This is a genomic window from Pseudoalteromonas atlantica (genome assembly GCA_007988745.1).
Lineage (GTDB): Bacteria > Pseudomonadota > Gammaproteobacteria > Enterobacterales > Alteromonadaceae > Pseudoalteromonas > Pseudoalteromonas atlantica.
Map to the genome: position 1 here is coordinate 1 of BJUT01000005.1, position 20,337 is coordinate 20,337.

Annotated in this window: 19 protein-coding genes; 9 read left to right on the top strand and 10 right to left on the bottom strand. The window is 41.8% G+C overall.

Annotated elements, in window-relative coordinates; translation table 11 throughout:
• Positions 1–44 precede the first annotated feature (44 nt).
• The 6 genes from PAT01_RS04045 to PAT01_RS04070 all read left to right on the top strand — a co-directional run bounded on the left by PAT01_RS04045 (position 45) and on the right by PAT01_RS04070 (position 4,955).
• The gene (locus PAT01_RS04045; RefSeq protein WP_318299733.1) at positions 45–539 is read left to right on the top strand and encodes a hypothetical protein; all 495 of its coding nucleotides are present in this window, start codon (positions 45–47) and stop codon (positions 537–539) included.
• Complete coding sequence (locus PAT01_RS04050) at positions 536–1,054, top strand: hypothetical protein (protein WP_318299734.1); 519 nt, start codon at positions 536–538, stop codon at positions 1,052–1,054. The genes PAT01_RS04045 and PAT01_RS04050 overlap by 4 nt, the downstream gene beginning before the upstream one ends.
• 105 nt (positions 1,055–1,159) lie before the next feature.
• Entirely contained in the window at positions 1,160–1,528 is a 369-nt protein-coding gene (locus tag PAT01_RS04055; protein ID WP_121638329.1) for a DUF7079 family protein, read from the top strand.
• A 331-nt stretch (positions 1,529–1,859) separates the two neighbouring features.
• Positions 1,860–3,398 (top strand): OpgD/OpgG family glucan biosynthesis protein, encoded by a 1,539-nt coding sequence (locus PAT01_RS04060; protein ID WP_154944846.1) that lies wholly within the window; start codon positions 1,860–1,862, stop codon positions 3,396–3,398.
• A 210-nt stretch (positions 3,399–3,608) separates the two neighbouring features.
• On the top strand, positions 3,609–3,977 hold the full coding sequence (locus PAT01_RS04065) for a hypothetical protein (protein WP_318299735.1): 369 nt from the start codon (positions 3,609–3,611) through the stop codon (positions 3,975–3,977).
• A gap of 417 nt (positions 3,978–4,394) precedes the next feature.
• A complete protein-coding gene (locus tag PAT01_RS04070) occupies positions 4,395–4,955 on the top strand; it encodes a YrbL family protein (RefSeq protein WP_186807268.1) in 561 nt (186 codons plus the stop codon).
• Between the two features lie 110 nt (positions 4,956–5,065).
• On the opposite strand, the gene PAT01_RS04075 is transcribed toward PAT01_RS04070, so the two are convergent.
• From PAT01_RS04075 to PAT01_RS04105, 7 genes are all read right to left on the bottom strand, one after another.
• On the bottom strand, positions 5,066–6,352 hold the full coding sequence (locus tag PAT01_RS04075; protein ID WP_154944850.1) for an allantoate amidohydrolase: 1,287 nt from the start codon (positions 6,350–6,352) through the stop codon (positions 5,066–5,068).
• Positions 6,353–6,366: 14 nt separating this feature from the next.
• Entirely contained in the window at positions 6,367–7,596 is a 1,230-nt protein-coding gene (locus PAT01_RS04080; RefSeq protein ID WP_154944852.1) for a pyridoxal-phosphate-dependent aminotransferase family protein, read from the bottom strand.
• A gap of 3 nt (positions 7,597–7,599) precedes the next feature.
• Positions 7,600–8,424, bottom strand: a complete 825-nt coding sequence (locus PAT01_RS04085) for a sulfite exporter TauE/SafE family protein (protein WP_004587085.1) — start codon at positions 8,422–8,424, stop codon at positions 7,600–7,602.
• Positions 8,421–9,995: a gamma-glutamyltransferase family protein gene (locus tag PAT01_RS04090; protein WP_154944854.1), complete on the bottom strand. Its 1,575-nt coding sequence runs from the start codon at positions 9,993–9,995 to the stop codon at positions 8,421–8,423. The genes PAT01_RS04085 and PAT01_RS04090 overlap by 4 nt, the downstream gene beginning before the upstream one ends.
• Positions 9,992–11,200, bottom strand: a complete 1,209-nt coding sequence (locus PAT01_RS04095; protein WP_154944856.1) for an amidase family protein — start codon at positions 11,198–11,200, stop codon at positions 9,992–9,994. Before PAT01_RS04095 ends, PAT01_RS04090 begins: the two co-directional genes overlap by 4 nt.
• A 345-nt stretch (positions 11,201–11,545) precedes the next feature.
• Positions 11,546–12,028, bottom strand: coding sequence for a putative 4-hydroxy-4-methyl-2-oxoglutarate aldolase (locus PAT01_RS04100; RefSeq protein ID WP_154944858.1), 483 nt, complete (start codon positions 12,026–12,028; stop codon positions 11,546–11,548).
• 3 nt (positions 12,029–12,031) lie between these two features.
• Positions 12,032–12,685 (bottom strand): TetR/AcrR family transcriptional regulator, encoded by a 654-nt coding sequence (locus PAT01_RS04105; RefSeq protein ID WP_024032802.1) that lies wholly within the window; start codon positions 12,683–12,685, stop codon positions 12,032–12,034.
• Between the two features lie 175 nt (positions 12,686–12,860).
• Between PAT01_RS04105 and yddG the strand changes: the two genes are divergently transcribed.
• Entirely contained in the window at positions 12,861–13,781 is a 921-nt protein-coding gene (yddG, locus tag PAT01_RS04110) for an aromatic amino acid DMT transporter YddG (RefSeq protein ID WP_024032801.1), read from the top strand.
• 33 nt (positions 13,782–13,814) lie between these two features.
• Here the strand turns inward: yddG and PAT01_RS04115 are convergent, their stop codons facing one another.
• The 3 genes from PAT01_RS04115 to PAT01_RS04125 all read right to left on the bottom strand — a co-directional run bounded on the left by PAT01_RS04115 (position 13,815) and on the right by PAT01_RS04125 (position 17,174).
• The gene (locus PAT01_RS04115) at positions 13,815–14,681 is read right to left on the bottom strand and encodes an alpha/beta hydrolase family protein (protein WP_154944860.1); all 867 of its coding nucleotides are present in this window, start codon (positions 14,679–14,681) and stop codon (positions 13,815–13,817) included.
• Positions 14,682–15,073: 392 nt separating this feature from the next.
• On the bottom strand, positions 15,074–15,568 hold the full coding sequence (locus PAT01_RS04120) for an ankyrin repeat domain-containing protein (RefSeq protein WP_154944862.1): 495 nt from the start codon (positions 15,566–15,568) through the stop codon (positions 15,074–15,076).
• 67 nt (positions 15,569–15,635) lie between these two features.
• Positions 15,636–17,174, bottom strand: a complete 1,539-nt coding sequence (locus tag PAT01_RS04125) for a catalase (protein WP_004587093.1) — start codon at positions 17,172–17,174, stop codon at positions 15,636–15,638.
• 373 nt (positions 17,175–17,547) lie between these two features.
• Here PAT01_RS04125 and PAT01_RS04130 point away from each other — a divergent pair, with 373 nt between their 5' ends.
• On the top strand, positions 17,548–18,219 hold the full coding sequence (locus PAT01_RS04130; protein WP_055255470.1) for an HAD family hydrolase: 672 nt from the start codon (positions 17,548–17,550) through the stop codon (positions 18,217–18,219).
• Positions 18,220–18,601: 382 nt separating this feature from the next.
• Complete coding sequence (locus PAT01_RS04135; protein WP_126009271.1) at positions 18,602–20,323, top strand: purine-cytosine permease family protein; 1,722 nt, start codon at positions 18,602–18,604, stop codon at positions 20,321–20,323.
• Positions 20,324–20,337 lie beyond the last annotated feature (14 nt).

Here is a 20,337-nt window from a genome sequence, read left to right on the forward strand (position 1 = left end):
TAGCATTCAAATCTACGGCCTAATTATATTACTAAAGGATTATTGTGAAATACTCTAGGGTTTTAGTCTTTTCAGTAGGCTTGTATTTATTGCTAGTTGCCTTATCAACAATAGCAACAAAGATTGTTGGCTTTGATGAGATGATTCAAAGCACATCATACATTTATACTCAATACGTCCTCGGTTTTGTAGCCTCTTTAATCGTTTATTTATATCTAGGGTATAGGCAAACAGTGAGTCCGTATATATACCCCTTTTTAGTTGCGGCTGTTTATTGGTTTATTAACTTAAGTGTCGGTGCCTTACTATCTATACTGTTGGAAATAACAATGGAGCCTTTAATATATTTGATTCCAGTTTTGCTGCATGTAATCGCTGTTTTATTAGGGACGCTACTTGGTATTCAATTACGTAGTAAAAAATTTAGCGTAATAAAAATTGTTAATCAGAACCTAAGCTGCTGGTTTTGCTATCTCACTCTAACCTTAACCAACAATCTTGCAGCCTATTTATTTGGCATAAGTAAGAAAGGAATTTGAATTTGCTATTCGATTGGTTTAGCGCTGAAAAGCCTAATGTTTATTTGGGATCGTTAGCTGTAGTTAATAATAGCCACTTTTCTAAGGTAGAGTCGTTTTTTTATATAACGGGCGATTCACTTGAAGATCATATGCACCAAAAACTTGAAGAGGTTTTTTGCCTTCATAGTATTTCGTCTATTAAAGAGCCCAAAAAGTCAGATATTGGTTTAGATGTGGTTATAGTTACTTTGCATGGTGGCGATGCATTCACTGTGGATTTTGATACTGCTATTATTCCGCTTTTTTGGCGTCCAAAAGTTAAATTAGTGTCGCGCTTGTATAACATTGAGCACAATAAGACGATTAAAACGTTTAGTGTTTCCAAGTCTATTACATGGCGCGAATTCATAGCTAAAAAATTTAGCTTAAGAAGTTTTTTTCGTTGGGGCCCTTTGTATCATAACGAAGACATGGAAATACTGTTGTATAAAGCATGCTACGAGTTATTAAATAAAATGCGAAAAGCTATTTAACCTGTAGCAATAACAAGCATACTTAAATAGCTGAACACAGAAAATAGTTCACTTTGTTATTAATGGCAGGTTTTATTTTTAAACTTTACAAGGCGTTAGTGGCTTATGGATAATCCACGATTAGATTCAGAAGATAGAAAACCTATTTGGGATGCGTTGCAAATGTTTTGGATGGATATTGAGCCATCTGATGAGCTAGAAAACGCTATAGCTACGTGTGCTAAATCTAAGTATTCAATTTTAGAATTAGAGTATATCTACTGGAATGAGGTTTACCCTGCTGTTAATCAGAATTTTGCACAGCCAATACCTGAGTGGACTGGCTATGATATTGAGCAGTTATCAAAGTTAATAATTGCAAACGCAGGCAGAGTTAAACCAACTAAGTACAAGTTATTGCATTTTGGGGCTAACAACTGGTGGAAAGAAATAGCCAGCGGTATAACAAAATATCGAAAAGACATTAGTAAATAACTGGCTGAACACCATACTAATTAGCTAATTTTATGAGGCTTTTACTAGTCAGGTATTTATACTGAGCGTAGCAGCGACGCACAGATCAGTATTTCGATTTTAAAGCACTAACTGGCTTAAACTAAGTAAAAGCTATATCAGCCGCATTTATTAAATACAGCTATTCAAACACAATCCCCCAAACACAGCTAAGCATAGAAGCTTCGCCAAATAACGTTATTTTAGTAAACGCGAGTTCATATTGCGGTGTGTAATATCTTTACACGCATTTTAAGTTAGGCGTTCGTACTGGGCGCTTATTTTTAGACTCCCTTTATTAGAGATACTTTTTATGAAGTTAAAGTTATTTATTGCCGCTATTATTGCCTCCTCTGTGTCGTTACACGCGGCGCAAGCACAAGCAAGTGCTAAGTTTACTTTTGAAGACTTAAAAGCGTTGGCAAAAGCCTCTGCCAAAAAGCCTTATACGCCTGTGGAAGTGCCAGCACCTGAGCTTATCGATAAAATTACCTATGACGAACATTGGAAAATACGCTTTAAAGAAGATGAAACCCTCTACCCAAATGGCAAAAAGGCACCGGTGCAATTATTTTACCCTGGGCGATATTTTCCTAAGCCGGTAAGTATTTTCATCAGAGATGATAAAAACAACGTTAAAGAACTGCCTTTTAGTAATGCACTTTTTGATATGCCTGAAGATAGCCCTGCCGACGACCTGCCAGAAGGGTTTGGGTTCGCAGGCTTTAGAATTATGCGCCCTGATATAAAACCAGATTGGATATCGTTTTTGGGGGCGTCTTATTTTAGAACTGATGGCCCTCAGGGGCAATATGGGTTGTCGGCTCGCGGTATTGCAATAAATACCGGTATGAGTGAGCCAGAAGAATTTCCACGCTTTTCGGCATTTTGGTTAGGCCCTGCAGAAAATAAAGGTGAGAGCATGTCTGTGTGGGCATTGCTTGAGGGGCCCTCTGTTACAGGTGCTTATCGGTTTGGTTTGAGTAAAGACAACAAAGAGGCCAAAGGGCATGTTACCTCTGTAAGTGCTAATTTGTATATGCGCGCCGATGTTGAGCGCTTAGGTATAGCGCCGCTAACCAGCATGTACTGGTACTCAGAAAAAGATAAAACGGTAGCGAAAGACTGGCGTCCAGAAATTCACGACAGCGATGGCTTAGCGATTCATACTGGGTCGGGCCAGTATATTTGGCGACCGTTAAATAATCCGCAGTCGGTGTCGACCAATAGCTTTATTGATGAGAACCCTAAAGGCTTTGGTTTAATCCAAAGAGACCGTGACTTTAATAACTACCAAGACGACGGCGTGTTTTACAATAAGCGTTCATCAGCGTGGATCAAGCCTACGGGTGATTGGGGGAGAGGCGCTGTGCAGCTAATTGAAATCCCAACTAAAGATGAAACGTTTGATAACATTGTTGCCTATTGGGTGCCTGAAAAAGAGGTACGTAAAGGCGATGAGTTTACCTTTTCTTATGATATTGAGTGGCGTCCACTCGATCCAAAATCAAAAAACCTAGCAAGTGTTGTTAATACTCGCCAAGGACAGGGCGGAATTCCTGGCCAGCCTATTCCTGAGGGCGTAAACAAAATGGTGATTGATTTTGAAGGCCCAGTATTTAAAGGCCTAGATAGAGAAAGCGGCATAAAGCCTATTGTTGAAGCCAGTAACGGCGAAATACTTGAGCCAATTGGTGCTTACCCAATAGTGGGTAGCAACCAATGGCGATTAGCATTTGACTACAAACAGAGCAATAACGACCCCGTAAGCATACGCGCATATTTGGTTGATAAAAGCGAAGAGGCGATAACCGAAACATGGGTAAGTGATGCAAAAGTAACGATTGAGTAACTATAAAAATTAAAGCGGGTGGCCCTATAATTAGTTTTATGTAGCCACCCGAATAACTGCAAAATAAATGTTTTTAGTGAAGGTTAGCTAAAGCAATTCTGTTATTTCAATATACATCTAATGCTTAGTTATAAATTTAACATGCTTGGCTAACTACTTGGTGAATTTGGCTATTTTAAGTTGCTCCTACTTGTTTTTAAGTTTGCTTGTGTGAATAATGAACATTCGCTCAGAACAATAATAAAAGTAATTAAATTAAGGATGAATATGAAACTTTACCCGTACTCAACAATTAAAACAGAAAACCTTAAGGGCCTGCTTATCGCTTCTAGAGTGCTTGGGTTTTTGAGTTATATACTGTTTTTTATAGCTATTTGCATTGGTTTATTTGGTGTTTTTTCTAACCTTGGCGCACCTAAAGATTTAGGGAATGGAATAGTTATGTCTGCACCAAATGCCGGTTTACCTGTGATGATAATGTCAATTTGGGGTGCAGTTTCTGCAGTTTGTATTTTAGCTTTTAGTGGCTTATGTGCAGCTGTTGTATCATGCGAATACAAATATACAAAGTCGGTTTAGCTATATACCGGCGTATTTAGATAGTAAAAACGGGGCTTCTACTATCTAAATATTTATTTGTAAGACTTGGTTAACTACCGCGAACAAATCTAAATTTTTTGTTCTTCTTCCTTATCTCAATAGCCTGATATTCGTTTTAATAATAATACAAAAGCAAATCTACCTTAGTCTTTAATACATCCAAACTGTAGCTAATTTACCTTGATAAACCCTAATTTATAGTTAAAATGGCCGGCTTATTTAACGAATGTACCTACTTTATTACTGACATAGTAATAAAAGCTGCATTAATAGATGTAAATACTAAGCGTGCAATTTTATGGTGTGTTATTTACCTCGTTTTATACCAATCCTCCAAATAGGTTACTTAATTAAGCGAATTGGTATTTGTAAATTTACGTTAGGACGAAAATTGGTTTGATCTCATTGAACGACGATTTAATTGTAGGTAAAGGGGCGCATAGAACGTGTTGCAGGCACCCTGAGGCACATAATTTATGTATAAAAGTAAGCCATGAAGGGTTTTCGCAGGAGCAAGATCAAGAGCTGGCTTATTATAAGCGACTTAGTAACCGGAACATTCAGTGGCAGTTGTTAGCGCGATACCATGGTACGGTACACACCAATATTGGCACAGGGTACGTGTTTGACTTAGTGATTGATGCAAATAATCAGCCGGCTAAAACGCTAGAATATTATTTAAATCAGCCAAATAGTGAAGCCTTAGCCGAGCCACTATTAAATTTAAAAGATTATTTATTACACAATTTAGTGATCACTAAAGAAATAAAACCACGCAATATAGCGTGTGTTAATAATAACGGCACCATTGAGCGGTGTGTTGTTGTTGATGATATTGGTAATACTGAGTTTTTTCCTATTAGTAATTACGTGAGCTCATCGGCTAAGCGTAAAATAAATAGAAAATGGCAGCGCTTTGAAGCGAGTTTAAATGAGCTTGGCTTAAGCCTTAATTAAGTTTTAAACACCGATTTTAAATACTGGCTTTACTTAATAACCACAGCCCCGTTTAATACGCAGGGCTAAGCTAACAGCACATAGCCTACCCTGCGTTTAATAACCGTTAGTTACTCTTCTAACTCTTTTACATACAGCATGAGTGCGCTGTACATTACGCTAAGGGCTTTTGTTACATCCTCATCAATAACAGCTTCTGCGGGGTGATGGCTTATCCCGCCAGGGCTGCGTATAAATAGCATGCCCACAGGGCAAATAGGAGCAATAGCCATGGCATCGTGCCCAGCGCCAGAGGCAAGTGAAGGCGAGGCTTGGTTATTCAATTTACAGGCACTGCTAAACAATTGTTGAATTTGAGTGTCGCACGCTACGGCGTCGGCCGCATGTGTCCATTGCCAATCAAGCGTTAAATTACGCGATGTAGCAATTTGATCGGCGCGGGTATGTATTGCATTAAGTAATACTGCTAGGTCGGTATCATTTTGTGCGCGTGCATCTAGGCTTATGGTCGTTTTACCGGCAATAACATTTGTAGCGCCTGGGCGAGCATGAATTTGCCCTACGGTGGCTACTTCACCATTACTCGCGTTTTTTGCTAGTTGCTCTATGGCAAGGGTAAGCTCGGCGCACCCAACTAACGAATCTTGGCGTAAGTTCATTGGCGTAGTGCCTGCATGGCCGCTTTGGCCTGTTAGGGTGATCATAGCGCGTTTGGCGCCAGCAATAGCGGTTACTACGCCTAGCGCCTGGTTTACCGATTCAAGCACTGGGCCTTGCTCTATGTGGGTTTCCCAATAACCGAGTAATTCGTTTTTGTTAAGGGCGGCTTTAGCGTAATCATCAGGGTTTAGGCCAAAATCAAGCATGGCTTGGCGCATACTAATGCCGTTTGTATCTTGTATATTTAACCACTGGGGGTCAAACTCGTTCGCCAGTGCTTTTGAGCCAATTAACGTGGTGGCAAAGCGGGTGCCTTCTTCATCACAAAAGCCCACTACATCTAAATGAAATGGTAAATCAAGCTTAAGCGTGTGTGCAAGGGCGGCTATTTCAATACCGAGTAGCACACCTAAAATACCATCAAATGCACCGGCGTTTGGTACGGTGTCTAGGTGTGAGCCAATAATTAATCGTTTAGCGTTTGGGTTAGATGATGCTAAGCGCCCCCATAAATTGCCGACTTCGTCTTGCCACGATTGCATGCCCGCCTCAGCCATCCATTCAGCAGTGACACGGTTACACTCTTTGTGCTCTTTAGATAAATACACACGGTGAATGCCACCTTGCATTTGCGATAGGCCACTGAGCGTTTTACAGCGCAATAACGCGCGCGCGGCAAATTTATTAGCCAGCTCACTGTTTAATAATGGCTCATGGAGGGGGCTTGCAATCGTCATGCTAAATCCTTTTTTTATTTATAATGGGCTAGGGCGGCAATAGCGGCTTCGCCTTTAGGGCCTTTGTAACCATTGGCGTGTAAGCAGGCATCTAGGCTTGCCAATGTTTGTAATACGGCATCTTTACGGGCGTTGTAACCCATGGTGCCAATACGCCAAATTTTGCCATGCAGCGGGCCAAACGAGGTGCCAATTTCAATACCAAAGTCGGTTAGCATTTGTCCGCGTACGTGGTCAGCATTAATGCCCTCGGGTATATAAACACCCACTACGTTGTTCATTTTATGGTTTAAGTCGCCAAATACGTTTAAGCCCAGCGCTTGAATACCCGTTAGCATGGCATCGCCGTGTAACTTGTGGCGGGCAACGCAGTTATCTACGCCTTCTTCAATAACAATGCGAGCACATTCTGATGCGCAATACAGCATACTGGTGGCTTCTGTGTGGTGGTTAAGGCGCTCTTCGCCCCAGTAATTCATGATCATGCCTAAATCAAAGTAGTTTGAGCGTACAAATGGCTCGGTGCCGTCGGTATGCTGCGCGGTACGAATACCCGCTTCTACTTTTTTGCGTTTTTGGATCCAATCGGCGCATTTATCGCTCAGTGTTAAAGGGGCAGAGCCAGACGGGCCACCTAAACATTTTTGCAAACCAACCGAAAGCGCATCGAGTTTCCACTCATCGGCGGGTAAATCGTTACCTACAATCGAAGCGGTGGCATCGCAGTAAAATAATACGTCGTGCTTTTGGCAAATATCGCCAATGTTTTCAAGTGGTTGGTTCATGGTTGTAGAGGTATCGCCCTGTACCATAGCAAGTACATGGGGTTTTACATCAACAATGGCTTTTTCTATTTGTTCGGGGGTAAATACCTCGCCCCACGGGACTTCTATGGTGTGTACTTTTGCGCCTACGCGCTCGGCTATTTCAGCAAGCAAGTGGCCAAAGCGGCCCATAATGGGCACCAGTACTTTATCGCCTGGGCGTAAAATAGAGCATAAAACGGCTTCTATGCCTGCGCGCGATGTGCCATCAACTAACATGGTCCATTCGTTTTTGGTTTTAAAAATTTCGCGATAGCGGGCCATGGTTTCGTTCATAAAACCGGTCATTACTGGGTCGTATTGGCCAATTAGCTGCGCCGACATAGCACGTAGCACGCGTGGATCTGCGTTTATTGGGCCTGGGCCCATGAGTAATCGCTGTGGCGGATTTAAAGTTTGAATTTGCGTGTCGCTAAACATGTTTTAGGCTCCCAGAGTCTGAATAAGCATACGAATGCCCGTTATCATTAATACAACGGCAAAGGCGCGTTTTAATTGTTTTTGATCTAGCTTGCTACCAATTTTTACGCCAATAGGGGCAAACAAAATAGTAAGCGGAATAATAAGTATAAAAGCAGGTAGGTTTACAAGACCCCACGTGCCAAGCGGCGCATCGGTGGGTGTAGTACCAATACTTAATAAAGTAATAACGCCCGGTAGCGCAATTAATAAGCCAAATACAGCAGCGGTGCCAACGGCAACATGAGCACGTACGTTAAACGCGTTTAGCATGGGTACGCCAATAGTGCCGCCACCTATGCCAATCATTACCGATAAACCACCGACAATACTTGCCATAATGCCTTGGCCAAATTTACCTGGTAATTTACTAACAAGGGCAGGCGCGCCGGCTCTAAATAACATGTTTAAACTTACTAAAATGGCAATACAGGCAAACATAAGTACCAACGCATTACCGCGTATAGAATGAGCTAAGTAGCTACATATAACGGCCATTACCAAAATAAACGGGGCCCAGTATTTAATTAAAGCAAGGTCGATATTGCCTTTTGCATGGTGCGAGCGAATAGACGAAATAGAAGTAGGCACTATGGTGGCAAGCGATGTCGCTGTGGCTATCATCATGGCCGACTCAGGGCTTACGCCAAAGCCTTGCAGTAAAAAGTACAGCACAGGCACAATTACTATGCCGCCGCCTACACCAAATAGGCCTGCTAAAATACCTGCAAAAATACCGGTTGCTATTAAGGCCGCTATAATCGGCCATTGATTTATTATTTCTGTCATTGTGTTCCTGCTGTAGTTACTGTTGCGCGACCATCTGAACGAGGATCGGTGGCTGCTTCAAGGCTGGTAGGCGTATCTAAAATGGCACCTGCATGACCCATCATTTCATTGTTATTATCAACGCTTACCCAGTCGTGGTCACGTTGATTTAATTCATGTTTAACTTGAATTACTAAGCTTTGCTCTACCTTTAAATTTGTGCTTGTATCGCCCCAGGTGCGCCCTAATAACCAACGCGGATCGCTTACTGCTTGGGTAATTGATTTATTACGCCATGCGTAACCACTAAATACAGCAGCTTGTGTTTGTGGTTGGCCTTCGCCGCCCATGGTGCCGTAGGCAAGGCGCCGACCATCGTCAAATTTTGCTAAAGCAGGGTTGAGTGTATGAGCCGGTTTTTTATGCGCTTTTAAGGCATTGGCATCGTTGCTATTTAAACTAAAACTTAAACCGCGGTTATTCCACACAAAGCCGCCTTCGCTCATCAAAATGCCGCTGCCAAATTCCCAGTAAACACTTTGAATAAAGCTTACTAGTTGGCCGTTTTTATCCCGTGCGGCCATCCAAACGGTATCGCCTGGCTCTGCATTAAATGGCCATTGCTTGGCTTGGCTCATATCTATATTGCTGGCAAGCGCATTTAAGCGCTCATCAGTTAATGCGTTTTTATAATCATCGCCAAGCGCGTCTGGGTCTGCCCAAAGTGTAGGGCGGTGAGTAAAGCTTTGTTTGGTTGCCTCAACAATTAAGTGCATCCAATCAGCCTCTGTTTTTGCTAAATGTTTTAGTTTATTAACAGCGCCAATTATTTGCAGAGAATGTACGCCTTGTGTGGGGGCGGGTAAGTTATAACACTGTATGCCCGATAAATTAGCACTGAGCGGCGTTACTAAATCGGCCTGCGTATTGGCAATATCAGCGCGTGTAATTGCACTGCCTGCGGCAGCTAAATCGTTTGCAAACGACTCTGCTAAAGGGCCTTGGTAAAAGGCGTTTAAGCCATGCTCGGCTAAGTGCTCAAAGGTACTGGCAAGTTTTGGGTTTTTAAAATGTTGGCCCGCTTGCAACGGTTTACCATTAGGTATGTAAAGTTCTTTGAATGCAGCATTAGTGTTTGAAGCAGTGGCAAGCTTTTCGCAGCCTGCTTGCAAGCTTTTAGACACTGTAAAGCCTTCGCGCGCGAGCTTTATGGCTGGGGCTAAAATAGTACTTAGCGAAAGAGCTGCGTGCTCATCTACCGCAAGGGCTTTTTGCCAGCCGCGAAGTGTTGCAGCCTGAGTAAGCGCGCTTAAACCGCCGCGCTCTGGTATGTGTGGCTCATTGCTATAGGCGCTTATATCGTTTGGTGCGCGCCCGCAGGCATCAATGGCAGTGGGTATACTTTGGTTTGGGTTATCAATAAGCCAAAAACTGTCGCCGCCAATTGAGTTCATATGCGGATATACCACGCTAATCGCAGCCGCTGCCGCTACCATGGCTTCGGTGGCTGTACCGCCTTGTTTTAGTATTAAGGTGCCTGCCTCGGTTGCTGCAAAATGCGGGGCAGTAAAGGCAATGTTGTGTGTGCTCATGCAAGTGTGTCCTGTTTAAAGTGGGCAGCTAATTGTTGTACGCAGGCAAGTAGGCTTTTATCGTTGCCGTGGCTCATCATTAATGAAAACCCATACGGGTGGCCATTTTCTAAATTAGCCAATGGTAAGTGTACTTGCGCCGAGCGGCTCAAGCCCGCAATGGCCGATAAGGTGATTATTTGCATGCGTAAGGCGCTTGTGTCGGCGCCCAATTTAGGTGCAGTTGTGGGTGTGGTTGGCAAAAATAAACAGCTGTTTGTGTTTAGGTTTTTAGCGATTAGTGTTTGCCACTGGGTTTGTACATTTAGTGCTTCTTGCTCTTCTTGGGCGGTTAGGGCAAGCGCCATGTTAAAACGTGCCGCAATTGCCGGAGCAAACTGGGGAAGTTGCCCTGGCAATTGAAGCCAATCTTTATGCGTTTTTGCGATTGCTCGCCCTTGCAGTATTCTAAAGCTGTCAGCCAGTTCGCTTAATAAGCTGCTGTTAGGCAGTTCAAATTCTTTATGGTGTTTAAAATAAGGTTTGGTTTTTTCAAGCAGTTGTTTAAGTGGGGCTTGTAATGCAGGGTCAACCAGCTCAAATAATGGCTCGCAAATAACTAAAGTATCAACGTTATTAATAGCTTGATTTGGTAACAGTACATTGCCTACATCGCTTAGCAGCTCTGCATTTTGCGTAAGCCAGCCAATGGTATCAAATGGGGGCGCTAGCGGTATTAGGCCATCTTTTTCAATTACGTTATGGCTTGGCCTTATGCCAAATAAGCCACAATAACTTGCCGGTATTCTAATAGAGCCACCAGTATCAGTACCTAAGCCAATATCGGCTAAGTTAGCCGCTACAGCCGCAGCCGAGCCCATACTTGAGCCGCCACTTGCATGGCCTTTAAGTTTTGGGTTTTGTGCTGCACCATAGTGAATGTTATTGCCCTCTAAGCTGTAGGCCAGCTCATCGGTATGGGTAAAGCCTGTAAAGCGACAACCCTCATTCATTAGTTTGTTTACGGCACTTGCTGTTTGCTGTGCAGGTTTTGCTGCTTTAAACCAGCTTGGGTTACCCGCGCTGTTGCGCTCGCCTTTAACAGCAAATACATCTTTTACCGCAAGGCGCTTATTTACAAGTTTGCCGTGGGTTTGTGTTTGCCATGCGTTAGGGCCATGGTCACAAAAAATACCGGTAAAATTATTATGTGTTTTGGTACTCATATCACCACTCGTTATAAAGTAAATCTGACCAACTGGTTATAATCAGATTTAGAGTGATTAAAAAGACGAATTAGTTATTATTATTTTTCAGCCCACTGCGTAACATCTTATTTTTATTTTACAGAGGCTGATCCGCTTTTTAATCGGTTAGCTATTATATTGCCTAAAAGCTAAGCAAAAGCAATGCCAAATGCAATAAAGTTGTCCGCTCGGTCAGGTTTGTTTGGTTTACATGGGGTTTAGCAGATATTTATAAAAATATAAGTATTAAAGAAGGCGTAATTTAGAGGTGAAAACACACCAAGTTGGTGCGTGATTGCACCAACTTGGTTGCAAGTGTGGCGTTTATAGTAATGCGTTAGGGCTAATAATTAAGCCATTTACATCGGCGTATAGCCAATCGTTAGGGTTAATTGTGGTACTAAGCATGGTCACTGTTTGATTTTTATCTCCAAAGCCACGCTTTAATGTACTGCGCGGGGTTGAGCCAAGTGCCATAACCGGCAAATCCATAGTGGCAAGTATTTCAATGTCACGGCAACAGCCGTTAATAATCACGCCTTCCCAGCCGTTTTTTAACGCGCGCTCCGCCATAATATCGCCTATAAAAGCAAAGCGTTTGCTAGCAAAGCCGTCAATAACCAGTACTTTACCCTTGCCGTTTTCATGCAGTATGTCGGCGGCAAACGAGTTATCGTCTGGGGAGGTAACGGTAACTGCTTGGCCACTAAATGTGGTTTTTTTACCAAAGTGGTGCAGGCCGCTGTCGGCGACTTGTACGCTATTGCGGTGATCGTCAAATAAGTCTGGGGTGGTAAAATTATCCATGGGTTAAGCCTCACTGTGCTCAGGTATTTTTAAACCAATACCTTTTAAAATTATGTGGGCAGTTGATTGCGTTATTTGTGCCACATCGGTTTCGTCGTATTCTAATTTGTTCATAACCAGTAGCACTTCGGCCTGAAAATCGGCGTAGTACTGCGTAGTTGACCAAATGGTAAATAATAAATGGTAAGGGTCAACATTATCCATTTTGTTTGCATCTATCCAGGCCTGAAACACGTCTACCTTTTGTTTTACCCACGGGCGTGTGTTGGTTCTAAAGTAGTTTTGCAAATAAGGAGCGCCGCGCAGTATTTCACTGGCAAATAAACGTGATTGCAGCGGCTGGTTTACGGCAAGTATGACTTTGCTTTTAATATAGTGATACAGCACATGTGCAGGGTCGTCCTCAGGGGTTACGTTATCTAAGCCTAAGTTCCAGTGTGCAATAATGCGGTCTATTACGTTTTCGTATAGGCCGTCTTTGCTTTTAAAATAATATAAAATATTGGCCTTAGGAACGCCTGCTTCTTTAGCAACCATACTCATACTGGTGCCATCGTAACCAAGCTGAGAAAACAATTGCTCGGCGGCATCGAGTATTAATGTTTGGTTTTTTACTCGGGTGAGTTCTTTTTTATTTGGCTTTGTTTGTGTGCTCATTATGGCGATGCTGTTTTTAACGTGTTGAATGATTGTAACTTTACTGACCAAAAGGTCAAACACTTAAGTGCAGGCCAAAAACATCTTTATAACAATAAATGATGAGCAACAATTGTTTAACCCACTAATTACTGTTAGCGTAACGTCAAACGTAAGTAGTACTTTTAGGTAGTTAATGGACTTTTTTTCTAATCATAAATACACGCTTTATGGCATTGCCGCTATTTTATTATGGAGTTGTTTAGTGGCTCTGCTCAGGGATGTTTCGGAGTTATTTGGCCCCATAGGAGGGGCGGCACTCATGTACAGTGTAAGCGCGCTGTTTTTAATTTTGGTAATGGGGCGGCCTAAGTTTGCTGGGTTTAATAAGCGCTATATTATTTGGGGTACTGCTTTATTTGCACTTTACGAGGTGTGTTTAGCGCTGTTTGTAGGGCTTGCTAATAATCGCCACCAAGCGGTAGAAATGGCAGTTATAAATTATTTATGGCCCACACTTACCATTTTGCTCAGTATTATAGTTAACCGTAGTAAAGTAAGTGTTTGGATTTACCCAGGTATGCTGCTTGCTTTTTTTGGTGTGGCTTGGTGCGTTGGTGGCGATAGTGGGTTATCACTTAATAGTATTATGGGCAATTTTGCCAGTAACCCAACGGCCTACTTGTTGGCGTTTGTAGCGCCTTTTATTTGGTCTGTTTACTGTGTAATTACTCAAAAAAATAGCAATGGGCAAAATGCCATTGTGCTGTTTTTTATCGCCACGGCACTAAGCTTATGGGTGTTGTATGGATTAAGTGACGAGCCAAAAATGACCTTTACACTGCACGCGACCGTAACGCTTGTGCTAGCTGGTGTGGTTGTTGGCAGCGGGTATGCTCTTTGGAACCAAGCTATTATTGGCGGTAACTTAATGTTGCTTGGTACGCTTTCGTATTTTACGCCGGTTTTTTCAGCGATTATTTCGGCGCTTTATTTATCAATTACCCTTAGTGCCTCGTTTTGGCAAGGAGTAATAATGGTAACTGGCGGCTCACTCGTATGCTATTTCGTAACGCGTGAAAAACCAGTTAAAAAGCAAATTAACGCCGTAAATTAACGGTGCAAATTTACGGAGTAAACGCATCCTTTTTTAACTGTGTTTGTTTAGCCAGTTAAGCGCAAGTGGCCATAATCCGTCAGATTTTTTGCTAAAAAATTTCATATGGCCAATTTCCTTCAAACCATAGTCGTGTGGGTTTAAGGTTAGGGTTTGTGCTTTTAATTTAGGAAAAACCGAGAGCATATCGGCAACATTTGCATTGTTAGCAATATCGTCATCGGTAGCATTAACCCATATTGAGGGCATAGAAAGCGTGTTGTAACAGTGTTGGAATACGGTATCACCAAATGCTGATTGCACATACCCTTGGGCGTTACACCATTTGCGCCATTGTTTAGCTACGCCTTTAGGTAGTGGCTCGCCCATGCCAAACCACTGCGATTTAGTATGACCAAACAAGGCATTACTAAGAGGAATAACCCCATTCATAAAAAAGTGCGCTTTAACCTGATACGCTAAGCTCATATTAGTTAATTTACCCGACGAGCAAGCAAAATTAAACGCGGAGCTTAGCTCGTTAGCGTTATGCATTAGCCCCACTAATTGCCCGCCGGCGCTATGACCCACTAAATGATACTGAGTATTAGGAAATACCCTTTGCAAATGCTCAAGCACCGCAGGCATGTCTTGCTCACCCCAACTTTGTAAACTGGCTTTGCTTTTTTTAATGCTGCGGTTAAGCGATTGGCCAATGCCACTGTTATCAAACGTAATAACGCCAAAGCCATGTTGCTGTAAGTAAGTAGCAAAGTTTGCATAAAACTGTTGTTTTATACCGGTTGCAGGGGCAATCATCACCGCACCTTTAATAGGGCTGGTGGGTGTAAATACACGGGCGCTTAGGGTTTGCCTGTTATTACAGGTAATAGTGGTGTGCTCAAAGTGTGGTGCGGTCATTAGAATTATTATTTACCATATAAAGTACACAGGTAAAAACAATAGCTGGTTAGACCAGTCTCAGCAAGAGGGGTGTGCGTTGTTTATACCAACCCCATTAAGTATGTGTTCTAAATTTTACGCCGAATAAACAATTCAGTCCTAGGCGTAAATTGATGTAAGTGGTTGTTCCCTCGACGAAAATTACAACAAAGAAATGAGTTGTTTAGCAAGTAAAATAGATCAGCTATTTATTGGCGTTGGTATTAAACCACGCCCCAGATAAAATGGGGCGAGAGGAAGGTTTAAATAACTAAAGGGTACTACTTATTTTGCTAGAGCCTTGTTATTGGCTGCTAATTTAGCCTTATTGTCACTAACAATAACGGGCTAATGGGTATATTAAAAGTTGGTTAATTAGATTTACTGTTTACCTGTGCTAATAAGTCGAGCACTTTTTGTTGGCCAAATTTTTGTGCAAATTGCTCGGCTGTTTGACCGGCTTTGTTTTGATGTGCGTTATCGCAATCAAGGCCTACAAGTGTTTTAGCTATGCTAAATTCGCCTCTAAATATGGCGGCCATTAGGGCTGTGTTACCGCGGTTGTCTTCAAGGCATGCATTAGCGCCTAGTTGCAATAAGGTGTTTACCGTATTTTTATTGCCGTGGTAGGTGGCAATCATTAGCGCGGTGTAACCTTTGTTGTTGTAACTATTAATAGGAATGCCAGCATCAACAAATTGCGTTATAACGGTGGTGTCGTCGGTACGTGCGGCTGCAAAGTAATAAGCAAGTAAGCTGTCGTATTGCGACTGGGCGGTGCTTTGTTCTGTTACAGGGCTTTGTGGCTCATTGGCAAAGCTTGAAAAGCTCATCACTAAAGTAAATATAATAAGTAATTTACGCATACTGTTTACCTTTTTAAAAAAGAGGAAAGCTAGGCTTTCCTCAATAACTTACAGGTTGGGTAAAATATTAAAGCTTAGCGGCTAGTTGCTTAACTTGTTTCATGTCGCCGTTTACAGCGTTAGTTAAGCGTGTACCGTATTCGCTATCTGCTTTGTAGAAGTGGCTAAGCATTTTGTGCATAACTTTGCTGTCTTTCACTTTGCCTAAATCGCCGGCTAAGTTGTTAACTAAGTTAGTGCGCTCTTGCTTGCTAAAGCTGCGGTAAAGTACACCCGCTTGAGCAAAGTTTTGCTGCTTTTTAATTGCTGCTTGTTGTACGTAGCCTTTAAGCTCTGTGTTACTTCTGCGTGCAATTGGGTTTTCTGCAACGTTTTCGTGACTTGGTTGGTAGTTCACGTTACTAGTTGTATTACCGTAGTTCATTGCGCCGTCTTGGTTGTAGTTAACCACTTCAACTTTTGCACGGTTAATTGGCAATTGTTGGTGGTTAGCACCTAAGCGGTACATTTGCGTATCGGCGTAAGAGAAAACACGCCCTTGTAAAAGTCTGTCTTCAGATGGCTCAATACCCGGAATTACATTTGCCGGTGCCATTGCAACTTGTTCTGTAGATTGGAAGAAGTTAGTTGGCATACGGTTTAGGGTCATGGTGCCTACTTTAGTTTCTTTAACGTCTAACCACATTTTTGTTGCATCTAATGGGTTGTAGTCAAAGTCATCTAACTGCGACGGATCAAGGGTTTTAATGTATAGATCCCACTTAGGGAAGTTGCCTTTACCAATCTCGCTGTATAGGTCGCGTGTTAAGTGTTGGAAGTCTTTACCTTGCACTTCGTTTACTTCTTTAGCATCAAGGTTGTCTATACCTTGTTGGCTTACCCAGTGAAACTTAACGTATTTAACATCGCCTGACTTATTAATCATTTTGTAAGCATGTACGCCCCAGCCGTCCATTTTACGTAGGCTTGCTGGTGTGCCGTAGTCGCTGTATACCCACGTTAACATGTGAGTAGAACCTGGCTCGTATGAGAAAAAGTCAAAAAAGCGGTTAGGATCTTGAATGTTATCTACCGGTGATGGTTTTAACGAGTGAACCATGTCTGGAAATTTAATCGCATCGCGAATAAAGAATACCGGTAAGTTGTTACCTACTAAATCCCAGTTACCTTGGTCGGTGTAAAACTTAGTAGCAAAACCACGTGGGTCGCGTAGTGTTTCTGGGCTACCTTTTGAGTGAATTACTGATGAAAAACGTACAAATACATCAGTTTCTTTGCCCGCTTCTGCAAACGGTGCAGCAATTGTTAAGTCATCTAATTCTTTAGACGCTACAAACACACCGTGTGCACCTGTACCACGCGCATGCACTACACGCTCAGGAATACGCTCACGTGCAAAACGTTGTAGCTTTTGAATTAGGTGTACGTCTTCAAGTAATACACTTCCGCGCTCACCTGCGGTAATAGAGTTTTGGTTGTCGCCAACAGCTGCGCCGTTGTCTTTAGTAAGGGTAGTTGCGGCACTTGCAGGTAATGCCATTGCTAAAGCTAATGCGCTTAGCGTTAACGTAGATTTATTATTAATCGTGTTTTTTTGAGTATTCATTGTCGACCTCATCTGTATAAAAGTGCCGGCAGTGTTGCTGGCTGTTTAACTGTTAACGAGTGTATTAACAAAAGTGAGTTCGGTAAAATTGATTGTTTAGATTGGGGTAATCACAAATTTAGATTGTTGTTTGCGTGCTGCCTTCTATTTTCTAAATAGCCGTTTTGTAATGTTCGACCTTAGTCGTAATTGCAATTTTGAAATCAATGAAAATACAGACAATTTCATATTTAATGAATAAATATTCACCACTGTGGTGCGTTTTTCACTAACAAGATGTTGACTTATTATAACAATAAAGAGAATATGCTCACTTGCTGGGCTTATGCTCAAGTCAAGGTTGCACCAAACTAGGTGCATAAAAAGGGGCAGTATGAATACTAAAATAGAATTAGTTATTTTTGATTGTGATGGCGTTGTTATAGATAGCGAAATATTAAGCGCGCAAGTGTTAATAAACATGCTTGCAGAGATTGGCGTTAATATTGACCGAGCCTATGTACAACAATATTTTTTGGGCTGTAATTTTAAAACAGTTACCCAAAACTTATTCGATACCTTTAACGTGACCTTAGCTGAGAGCTTTGAAGCCGATTATCGAGAAGCATTATTAAACGAGTTCGAAACTGCATTAATGCCAACTAACGGCATTAAACACGTGCTAGAGCAATTATCTGTACCTTGCTGTATTGCAACAAGCAGTAGCCCTAAACGCACCGCTAAAGCGCTTAATGTGGTTAATTTATCGCAACACTTTAATAAGGTATTTACCTCAAGTGAGGTAAAAAATGGTAAACCAGCGCCCGATTTATTTTTACATGCCGCTGAGCAAATGGGTGTGAAGCCACAAAATTGTTTAGTGATTGAAGATTCAAAAGCCGGCGTGTGCGCCGCACTTGCCGCCAATATGCAGGTTTTGCATTACAGCGGGGGTGGGCATATGCAAGATGCAGTGAATTTTGTTCACCAAGCTTACCCAGAGGTAGCGCATTTAACGCATTGGGATGATTTTTATAAGCAGTACCCAGCATTACAAACACAGTAATAGAATATCAACGTTGAGCTTTATGACACTGACAAAGCTTAACGTAAAAATGCATTAATTATTAAGTAGTTATAGTAGTAGCATTATAAAAAGGCACGGTGATTTACTAACAATTAATTTAAATAAAAAACACTTATTTAAATTAATAGTTAACCTGAACTTTGGTTAAGAGATTTACTAACATATTAAATCAAAAGTGATATCTATGTTTATTTTCTCTAGCCAGAGATTTACAGTGAAAACAAGGCGAAATTACGCGTCAATAGCTAGCCTATTGCAAGTAAATTTAACGTAGTTAGCGCTGGAAATAGCTGCTTGAGATAGATTTATTATCCAGAGTTCAGGTTAGTTAGGGCTGTGCTTAAAACAATAGGAAAATACCATGGCATCAAGTCCACACACACAAACATTTAACGATGTTAACGAAGAGCAATTGCCCGTTGCTAATCATAAGCTTCATGGTTGGAAGCACTTTGCCGGTTTATACGCTGGTGAACACGTTGCTGCAACCGAGTTTGTTATTGGTGCAACCTTTGTTGCATTAGGCGCATCGACCATCGACATTCTATTAGGTTTATTAATTGGTAACCTATTAGCTATGTGTTCGTGGTGGTTAATTACCTCTCCAATTGCGGTAGAAACACGCTTAAGTTTATACAACTACCTAAATAAAATTGCGGGTAACTCAATGACCAAGCTCTATAACTGGGCAAACGTGGTCATATTTAGTGTGATATCCGCCGCCATGATCACGGTATCGGCAACCGCAGTGCGGTTTTTGTTTGATATACCCGCGCAACTCGATTGGTACCCTAACAGCTTAGCATTTGTGGCCATTGTATTATCGGTTGGCTCTATTGTTGTATTTGTGGCTATGTATGGTTTTTCAACCGTTGCTGATTTTTCTAAAATTTGTGCGCCATGGTTATTTGTTATTTTTATAGCGGGTTCGTTTGCCTTGTTCCCTGAGCTTTCTAATCATGTATTAGGAGTAACCACGCTAACAGGGTTTGATGACTTTATGGCGATAGGGGATTCTTCTATTTGGACCGGTACCACCGCTGATGGCGAAAAAGGTATTGGCTTATTAGAGGTAATTGGTTTTGCATGGGCTGCAAACTCTATTACCCACTTTGGCTTAATTGATATGGCAATTTTTAGATTTGCTAAACGCAAAAGCTACGGTTTGTTTTCAGGCGTAGGTATGTTTTTTGGCCATTACTTAGCATGGATCTCGGCTGGTATTATGGGCGCAGGTGTTGCGGTATTACTTAAAACAACTATTTCATCACTTGACCCAGGTGACGTTGCTTACCACGCATTAGGCTGGACAGGCTTTGTTATTGTAATTATTGCGGGCTGGACTACAGCTAACGCTAACCTTTACCGTGCAGGCCTTGCAGCACAATCTATTTTTGTTGACCAATCGCGCGAGCGCACTACCGCAATTGTCGGTGTTGTAACCGTTATAATTGCGTGTTTCCCGTTTGTATTTTCGCAAATGTTACCGCTTTTAACTTACGCAGGCTTATTAGTAGTACCTGTAGGCGGCATTGTATTTGCCGAGCATGTTTTATTTCCTAAAATTGGTTTAACCCGTTACTGGGCTAAATACAAAAACATTACACGTAGCGTACCAGCCATTGCCTCTTGGGCATTAGCACTTGTGTTTGGCTTTGGTTTAAATGCGATTGATGTAATGTCGTTTTACTACTTATTTATTCCTACTTGGATTTTCACCATTGTTATTTACACGCTACTGGCTAAAAAATACGGCGCAGGTGAAGACTACAGCAAAGAAATTGCAGCAGAAGAGCAAGAGCAGCAAGACATTAAAGAGTACCAAGCAGGACTGGCAGAAAACGTTCAAGCTCCAGTTGCTGATAACTCAATGCTAACCAAAGTGTTAAATGGCGTGTCGACTGTTTCGTTACTTATTATTTTTGGCTTTGCCAGCCAAGTAATGTTTTTTAGTGACAGCATGAGCATTTACGCAGGAAATAAATCTCAGTTTGAAATTGCATGTTTTATTTGCACCATTATTTATTTTGCAACCGCTTACTGGTCGCTATTGCGCCATAAAGCACTCAATACTGCATCTTAATTTAAATTTTTAAT

Excerpts from the sequence above, each read along its gene's own strand:
- PAT01_RS04095 (WP_154944856.1), bottom strand. The coding sequence starts at position 11,200 with ATGAGTACCAAAACACATAATAATTTTACCGGTATTTTTTGTGACCAT.
- PAT01_RS04090 (WP_154944854.1), bottom strand. The coding sequence starts at position 9,995 with ATGAGCACACACAACATTGCCTTTACTGCCCCGCATTTTGCAGCAACC.
- PAT01_RS04085 (WP_004587085.1), bottom strand. The coding sequence starts at position 8,424 with ATGACAGAAATAATAAATCAATGGCCGATTATAGCGGCCTTAATAGCA.
- PAT01_RS04080 (WP_154944852.1), bottom strand. The coding sequence starts at position 7,596 with ATGTTTAGCGACACGCAAATTCAAACTTTAAATCCGCCACAGCGATTA.
- PAT01_RS04125 (WP_004587093.1), bottom strand. The coding sequence starts at position 17,174 with ATGAATACTCAAAAAAACACGATTAATAATAAATCTACGTTAACGCTA.
- PAT01_RS04075 (WP_154944850.1), bottom strand. The coding sequence starts at position 6,352 with ATGACGATTGCAAGCCCCCTCCATGAGCCATTATTAAACAGTGAGCTG.
- PAT01_RS04120 (WP_154944862.1), bottom strand. The coding sequence starts at position 15,568 with ATGCGTAAATTACTTATTATATTTACTTTAGTGATGAGCTTTTCAAGC.
- PAT01_RS04115 (WP_154944860.1), bottom strand. The coding sequence starts at position 14,681 with ATGACCGCACCACACTTTGAGCACACCACTATTACCTGTAATAACAGG.
- PAT01_RS04135 (WP_126009271.1), top strand. The coding sequence starts at position 18,602 with ATGGCATCAAGTCCACACACACAAACATTTAACGATGTTAACGAAGAG.
- PAT01_RS04105 (WP_024032802.1), bottom strand. The coding sequence starts at position 12,685 with ATGAGCACACAAACAAAGCCAAATAAAAAAGAACTCACCCGAGTAAAA.
- PAT01_RS04060 (WP_154944846.1), top strand. The coding sequence starts at position 1,860 with ATGAAGTTAAAGTTATTTATTGCCGCTATTATTGCCTCCTCTGTGTCG.
- PAT01_RS04100 (WP_154944858.1), bottom strand. The coding sequence starts at position 12,028 with ATGGATAATTTTACCACCCCAGACTTATTTGACGATCACCGCAATAGC.
- PAT01_RS04055 (WP_121638329.1), top strand. The coding sequence starts at position 1,160 with ATGGATAATCCACGATTAGATTCAGAAGATAGAAAACCTATTTGGGAT.
- yddG (WP_024032801.1), top strand. The coding sequence starts at position 12,861 with ATGGACTTTTTTTCTAATCATAAATACACGCTTTATGGCATTGCCGCT.
- PAT01_RS04130 (WP_055255470.1), top strand. The coding sequence starts at position 17,548 with ATGAATACTAAAATAGAATTAGTTATTTTTGATTGTGATGGCGTTGTT.